7 protein-coding genes and 1 pseudogene are annotated in these 6,608 nt (G+C 46.7%); 6 read left to right on the top strand and 2 right to left on the bottom strand.

Annotation, left to right across the window (positions count from 1 at the left end; all coding sequences use genetic code 11):
- The first annotated feature begins 153 nt into the window (after window positions 1-153).
- The 4 genes and pseudogenes from C7R94_RS21030 to C7R94_RS21015 all read left to right on the top strand — a co-directional run bounded on the left by C7R94_RS21030 (window position 154) and on the right by C7R94_RS21015 (window position 2,298).
- Window positions 154-822 carry an MBL fold metallo-hydrolase gene (locus C7R94_RS21030; RefSeq protein WP_106784357.1) on the top strand — a complete coding sequence of 223 codons (669 nt, stop codon included), beginning with the start codon at window positions 154-156 and terminating at the stop codon, window positions 820-822.
- A 239-nt stretch (window positions 823-1,061) separates the two neighbouring features.
- Window positions 1,062-1,483, top strand: a pseudogene (locus C7R94_RS21025) (DoxX family protein).
- A gap of 66 nt (window positions 1,484-1,549) precedes the next feature.
- A complete protein-coding gene (locus tag C7R94_RS21020) occupies window positions 1,550-1,879 on the top strand; it encodes an ArsR/SmtB family transcription factor (protein ID WP_047073384.1) in 330 nt (109 codons plus the stop codon).
- The gene (locus C7R94_RS21015; protein WP_106784355.1) at window positions 1,876-2,298 is read left to right on the top strand and encodes an SRPBCC family protein; all 423 of its coding nucleotides are present in this window, start codon (window positions 1,876-1,878) and stop codon (window positions 2,296-2,298) included. Before C7R94_RS21020 ends, C7R94_RS21015 begins: the two co-directional genes overlap by 4 nt.
- Window positions 2,299-2,371: 73 nt before the next feature.
- Here C7R94_RS21015 and C7R94_RS21010 read toward each other — a convergent pair whose 3' ends face one another.
- Entirely contained in the window at window positions 2,372-3,649 is a 1,278-nt protein-coding gene (locus C7R94_RS21010; RefSeq protein WP_106784352.1) for an erythromycin esterase family protein, read from the bottom strand.
- Between the two features lie 180 nt (window positions 3,650-3,829).
- Window positions 3,830-4,408: a GNAT family N-acetyltransferase gene (locus tag C7R94_RS21005; protein WP_106784349.1), complete on the bottom strand. Its 579-nt coding sequence runs from the start codon at window positions 4,406-4,408 to the stop codon at window positions 3,830-3,832.
- A 117-nt stretch (window positions 4,409-4,525) separates the two neighbouring features.
- On the opposite strand from C7R94_RS21005, the gene pdxR reads away from it, so the two are divergent.
- On the top strand, window positions 4,526-5,941 hold the full coding sequence (pdxR, locus tag C7R94_RS21000) for a MocR-like pyridoxine biosynthesis transcription factor PdxR (protein WP_106784346.1): 1,416 nt from the start codon (window positions 4,526-4,528) through the stop codon (window positions 5,939-5,941).
- A 90-nt stretch (window positions 5,942-6,031) separates the two neighbouring features.
- A complete protein-coding gene (locus tag C7R94_RS20995; protein ID WP_106784343.1) occupies window positions 6,032-6,601 on the top strand; it encodes a TetR/AcrR family transcriptional regulator in 570 nt (189 codons plus the stop codon).
- The last annotated feature ends 7 nt before the right edge of the window (window positions 6,602-6,608 follow it).

Raw genomic sequence — 6,608 nt, 5'->3', positions numbered from 1 at the left:
GCAACTGATCATGCAGATCCGGTTTTGAATGAATAATGAATGAAGAAGCCATTCCTTTAAGGAATGGCTTTTTTTATAAAATGGTTGACAACAACGAAACCAACACAATAATATAACCTTACGTAAAAATTTGATTTTACGGAGGGCTGATTAATGGAGATTTCAAAGGGAGTCGAAATGCTTCATCTGGATTTTCAAGGGAATATCATTCATCCGATTCTTTTGTGGGATGAAGACATGGCTGTTTTAATAGACACCGGATTCCCAGGACAAATGGAAGATTTACGCGTGGCCATGGAAAAGGCAGGGGTACCGTTCAACAAACTAAAAGCTGTGATTTTGACGCATCAGGATGTGGATCATATCGGTAGTCTTCCAGAGATTTTGCAGGAGTGCGGAGGTCAGGTTCACGTTTATGCACACGAACTGGATAAGCCGTATATTCAGGGGGAATTCCCACTTTTAAAAGACGGAGACCTTGAGAATCCTCCGAAAGGCAAAGTGGACCATACCGTGAGTGACGGTCAAGAACTGCCGTTTTGCGGCGGGATTCGCGTCATCCATACCCCTGGTCATACTCCCGGTCATATCAGCCTGTATGTAAAGCAAAGCAAGACCCTCATTGCCGGAGATTCGATGTACAGTGTAAATGGTGTGCTCGAAGGCATTCATGCCCCGACCACACCAGATATGAATGCAGCTAGACTCTCGTTGAAAAAGTATGTAGACCTCGACATTGCATCTGTGGTTTGTTACCACGGGGGACTTAGCACTGGAAATGTGAAGGATAGGATCGTAGAACTTAGTCAAGGGTTACGTTAACAGGCAGTTATCCAGAATCGAGTGACAATCACCAAGCTCCGGCATGAACGCGCCGGGGCTTTTTAGCATGCAGTTAGGGGACAAATACACTGGCTTTGGTAAAGAACGTTGTTGACAGGACACCAAATGGTGTCGTATTATCAAAGTGACACTATTTGGTGTCCAATCAGCAGTTAGTCATTTGGAAAGTTTGGAATTTGAATTAAGTTTCATTTGAAACCATTATGAGGGGGAAACATATGGGTCAAATTAACGGTGTGGAAACAATCGCGAAAGCAGAAACCAATCCCCGAGGAAAAATGATGGCCTATTGGTCAGTCACATTACTACTCGCAGTAGCTATTATGCTAAGTGGTATTGGACAGCTGATGCAATTTGGGGGAAACATCGAGTTAGTGACGAATCTTGGTTACCCGCTATACATTTTGACCATTCTCGGGATATGGAAAGTGCTTGGAGCCATTGCTCTCATCATCCCAGGTTTTCCTCGTCTTAAAGAATGGGTTCAGCTGGTATCTTCTTTTTAATGACTGGTGCGGCTTTATCTCATGCGCTTGCGAACGATTATGGAGCGTACGGGTTTTACATAATCCTTCCGCTTTCATATGCTGCACTAAATATCGCCTCGTGGGCGCTACGTCCGATGAGCCGCAAACTTTAGGGAGGTTGCAGAAATTAACGGCTATCCCCACTACACTACAGAAAATCAGATTTTGGAGGGAGTGTTGTGAGCGAGAACAACCCGTTACGGGATGTGTTTGATGCGATTGCAGATCCAACCAGGCGTCAACTGATTCGCCTGTTAGCAGAGGCAGAGGAGATGCCGCTTCATGAATTAACGGCACAGTTTCAAATGGGGCGCACAGCGGTATCCAAGCATTTGACAATCCTTAAAGAGGCCGGACTGGTACTTGACCGAAAAGTCGGCAGAGAAACGCGATTTAGGCTAAACGCCGCTCCACTTAGAGAAATTCAAGATTGGTTGGCTTTCTACACGAAGTTCTGGAGTACGAATATGCTGCGCTTGAACCAATTTTTAGAGGAGGAAGAAGAATGAGTTTAACATTATCCCTGGATTTTCAGTACAAGACATCGATGGAGAAGCTCTGGTCCGCTTTAACCGATGCAAACAAGCTTACCAAGTGGATGGTCAACGTCCATACCGGGCAAGCGATGGAAAATGATTTTAAGCCCGTCATCGGACACCACTTTCAGTTTCGCACTCAGCCGACCGAATATTGGGATGGAATTGTTGAAGGCGAAGTGCTTATCGTAGAAGAACCACACCGGTTGTCCTATACGTGGTGCAGTGGAGGAGAAAAGCACACTGTCACCTGGACGTTGCAGGATTTAGGAAACGGAAAGGTTAACCTTCATCTCGAACAAACCGGAATCTCAAATGCTCAAGCACTGGGGGGAGCCAAGTATGGCTGGAGCAATTGGTGCGGCGAGCTTGAAAAGGTATTGGAGCAATAATCGCATACCCTCAAAAAACGGCAGCCAGTTTCAATGGCTGCCGTAACTTTTTTACCAGGAAAATGTCCACCCGTTAATCCGTTATCATAACCGAAGGAGTAGCCGTTCGCACGAAGATGATCGCGTCAAAAGCTTTTGCCGGCACCATCTGCAACGTATACATCTTCTCCATTTTTCCATACCATCCACTAAAGACATCACCAATTGCACTGATAGACTGCCCTTTATTCAGATAGGTGTAAAAATCCTGATGATGCTTTGTCTTGGCAAAATCAAGGAATCCATCTGCCATGTTTGTCTGTGCAAACAGAACAGCTAGCCGATCTTTGCCACTATTTTTTACAGCAAACGCTTTGCGCTCATTGGTAGTGGCGTCTTTTGCAAGGAAGGTGCTTTCATAGAATTCACTTCCGATTGCGTAATATTGGTCCCCTAGGGCTTTTGCGAGATGTGCCCCCATGCAGGTTGTCATTCCTGCGGAAGTGGAGGTCTTTTCAATGTGTCCATTGTGTCCGGTGATGAACAGGTTATTGCGACCGTAATGTTTCTTTTCAAACGATAAAATCCACATCACTTTGTCAGCCATATAGCGATCACGAGTGTTGCCATAGTTTGTGTTTGTTCCGCGCAGTGTAGCGTTTTGCTTGATTGATTCTGCGAAGGCGATAGCCAGCTCATATTCTTTCTCAGAGCTTTTCGCGATGTAGACGGATTGGTTTTGTTTCATCTGTTCCATCAAGCTTTTTATGTGGGTGAGCGCTTCCTGTACGAGGGCGATCTTTTGATCATACACCGTCTGATCATTCAGATTCGTAAGCAGCTTCTCGTACTTGGTTGCGTACGCTGGATCAACTTTTTTCAAATAGGAGAATAGCCCGTTTTTGTTATGGTCATAGCGTTGCATGTCAAAGCCATAAAAATGAATTTGATCTTTGGCATCTCGCTGCTCATTAAAGGAGCGCATCCAAGAGAGAAGGGCCGCCATTTCTTCTGTATGGTAAATCGTAAACCCGATGGCTTTTGCGGCATCCTGCGCAGTTCCACTTCCGCCTAAAATGTATTCATTGACCTTTTGTCCACCGCCAAAATCTCCTTCGATGGCAAATACGCGATAGCCTTGTTTTTCGACCAGATGTTTAAAAATATCTAACTTCAGCGTAGTGAATTGCTTGTTGCCATGCGTAGCTTCTCCAAACCCGATGATGGTTTTTGCAGGAAGCTCCATTTTTGAAACAGGGACAAGGTTAGATTGTAATGACTGTTGCAAGGTGTTGGCTGATGCAGATTGGAAACCCGTCAATACACTCAGCACGATGAACAAGCTTAGGGTGATCAGGAGTTTTCTTTTCATATCAATCTCTCTTTCTTGAAGGGATTACTGGGAAATAGATGGATTTTCCTACCATTTAGACAATTATACTCCTTATGGATCGTATTTACCTACAGTGAATTCTTTTTTGTGGAGTCCCTGCTGAAATGCAAAAACACACCTGGGTTGGATTATCCTTATCCCCGGTGCGTTTTCCATTTGCTATTTCAAATACTTCGCCCGATACTCATCTGCCAGCATGGACATGAGAATGGAGTCGTGATAGGCATGGTTGTAATAAAGCGCTTGTCGCTGTACGCCTTCCCGCTGGAAGCCGAGCTTTTCATACGTGTGGATGGCGCGTTCGTTAAAGGCGAATACGTTTAGCTCGATGCGATGCAGATTGAGGATGCCAAAACCATAATCGAGCATCAGCAGAAGAGCTTCGCTTCCGTAGCCTTTGCCTTGATAGGCATTTTGATCAATAGAAATTCGAATGAAGGCGCTGCGATTTTTCGAATCGATATCGCCAATTTGAACGTCGCCAATCACCTGATCATTTTCGCACAGGCAGATCAATAAGAGGACACTGGAAGAGTCCGGGCCTTTGTTCGCGATGTACAGGTGGATTTGCTCACGCGTGAAATGCTTTTGGGTACCAGTCAACATACGCGTTTCCTTGTTGAACAAGGAGCGGAAGTATAATTCGGTATCTTCTGTGCCAATCGGTCGCAAAAAGACACGTTCTCCTTCCAAAAAGCGAACCGCTGCATTTGTGTTCTCTTGTTGTGTCACAGACATAGTCGTTGTCCTCCTGTTCGTGCAAAACTTCTTTCTTTTTAGGATAACGAGCAAGTGTATACTTGAAAATGTGCAGTTTTACGAAAATGAAAAGGACAGATGGAGGGGGAAATCGAGATGCTCTTGACCCCAAACTGGCAGGAAAACGACAACGAGCCGCAATACGTACAGCTTTATGCTTATTTGAAAAAGGAGATCGTCGCAGGACGCTTGGCGGTGAGTAGCAAGCTGCCGTCTGTTCGCAAGCTGGCTGACCTGCTGGGCTTAAGCACAACACCTGTGGAAATGGCGTATCAGCAGCTGCTGGCAGAAGGTTTTATCCAGAGCAAACCGCGCAGTGGATACTATGTGGAGAAATTGCCTGATCCAGAGGTAAAGCCGGGTGCGAGCATACAAACCATCCAGCGGCCTATGCTGCGTGACGAGCGGGAGTACGTCTATGACTTTCATCTCTCCCGCAATGATTTTTCGTTATTTCCAACCGTGATTTGGCGGCGTTTGTACAATGAGACACTTCACATAGAGGAGCAGGAGAATCTTTTTTATGGCGATCCACAAGGCGAGGCTGGACTCAGGAGCCAAATCGCTGATTACCTGCGCAGGTACAGGGGCGTCGCTTGTTCACCGAATCAAGTGGTGATTGGGTCGGACCAGTTTGGCTTGCTGTCCCTGATCTGTTTGATGGTAAAGTCGCAGTTCCAACGCATCGGCGTAGAAAATCCGGGGTATTTGCTGTTTGCCAATACGTTTCGCCAGCACGGCTATGACGTGGTGCCGATCTCACTGGCAGAGGATGGAATTAGCGTCAGTGAGCTATACGAGTCAGAGGTTCGGTTGGCTGCCGTTTCTTCGGCTCATCAATACCCACGTGGGATGATCATGCCTATATCCAAGCGACTGCAATTGCTCGAATGGGCCAAAAGTGTGGGAGGGTACATCATCGAAGACGATTACGACGGAGAGTTTCGTTACCATGGCAGACCGATTCCATCTATGCAAGGCTTGCTCCCGCATGCGAATGTCATTTATATGGGGAGCTTTGCGCAGGTATTGGCACCTGCACTAGGCATTTGGTACATGGTTTTGCCAGAATCTCTGCTGGATACGTACTACAGCCTGCTGCGGGAGACACTGCTGGAACCATCCTCATCCCGACTGCATCAGCGGACGATGGAAGCCTTTATGGAAAAAGGATACTTTGAAAAGCATGTCCGCAAAATGCGCAAGCTGTACCGTAAAAAGCACGATGCGTTGCTGCTGGCTGTGCACAAGCATTTTGGCGAAAGGGCGACTGTTATCGGAGCCGATGCGGGTTTTCATGTCCTGCTTCGGGTGAACAGTGAGCGAAGCGAGGAGGAGTTGAAAAAGCTAGCGATTCAGGCAGGTGTGAGAGCCTCGTCCGCATCGTTTACTTGGCTGGTGCCACCCAATCCCCTGCCAAAAGAGTTTTTCCTAGGCTTCGCGGGCATTCCATTGGAAAAAATCGATCCTGGTATCGAGGCGCTGAGCCAAGCGTGGTTTGGCGGTTGTTGACAAGCTATGAGTACGCCTTTATGATAAGAGTACGTTTTGGAAAATATGAAAAATAAAATATTTTCCTCGTTTTCTAGAGGGGGCAAGAACATGCAGGAGCGAATCCTACAATGCGCTTATCATGAGATTGAGACCAAGGGCGTCCGTTTTACCATGTCTGATTTAGCTCGGCGCGCAGGTGTTAGCACCAAGACGTTGTATGCGAGCTTTCCATCGAAAGAGGCTTTGATCACTAAAGTCATTGAAGAAAACATTGAGGATTTGCGTAAAGCGGAAGATCGGATTTTGCATGATCCTGACATCGATTTGGTAGAGAAGATGCGACAGCTCCTCGCACTCGTCCCGAACAACTTCTCACGAACGGACCTGCGCGTGTGGTACGAGCTGAAGCGCTACTATCCCGAGCAATGGAAGCTGATCGACGAGTTCAATCAACAGGAGTGGGAGCATGTTCGGATCATTCTGGAGCAAGGGGTAGAGGAGGGAGTGTTTCGTCGTATCCAGCTTCCGATCTTGATTCAGATGTATACCGGGACGCTCAACCAGCTAATTGATCAGCAGTTGGCGAACCAGCATCATGTGACGATTGGCGATGCACTGGACGCGGTCATCGATATTTTACTAGGCGGCATCGTTGATTCATCGTCTTCAAACAAGTAAGTAGGAG

The organism is Brevibacillus sp. NRRL NRS-603 (assembly GCF_003013445.1).
Taxonomy (GTDB): Bacteria; Bacillota; Bacilli; order Brevibacillales; family Brevibacillaceae; genus Brevibacillus; species Brevibacillus formosus.
Note: the sequence above shows the minus strand (reverse complement) of the source record. Positions and strands in the feature narration are given on the sequence as shown.

Bases quoted from the DNA above. Each gene is read 5' to 3' on its own strand.
- C7R94_RS20995 (WP_106784343.1), top strand. From the start codon at position 6,032: ATGCAGGAGCGAATCCTACAATGCGCTTATCATGAGATTGAGACCAAG.
- pdxR (WP_106784346.1), top strand. From the start codon at position 4,526: ATGCTCTTGACCCCAAACTGGCAGGAAAACGACAACGAGCCGCAATAC.
- C7R94_RS21010 (WP_106784352.1), bottom strand. From the start codon at position 3,649: ATGAAAAGAAAACTCCTGATCACCCTAAGCTTGTTCATCGTGCTGAGT.
- C7R94_RS21015 (WP_106784355.1), top strand. From the start codon at position 1,876: ATGAGTTTAACATTATCCCTGGATTTTCAGTACAAGACATCGATGGAG.
- C7R94_RS21030 (WP_106784357.1), top strand. From the start codon at position 154: ATGGAGATTTCAAAGGGAGTCGAAATGCTTCATCTGGATTTTCAAGGG.
- C7R94_RS21005 (WP_106784349.1), bottom strand. From the start codon at position 4,408: ATGTCTGTGACACAACAAGAGAACACAAATGCAGCGGTTCGCTTTTTG.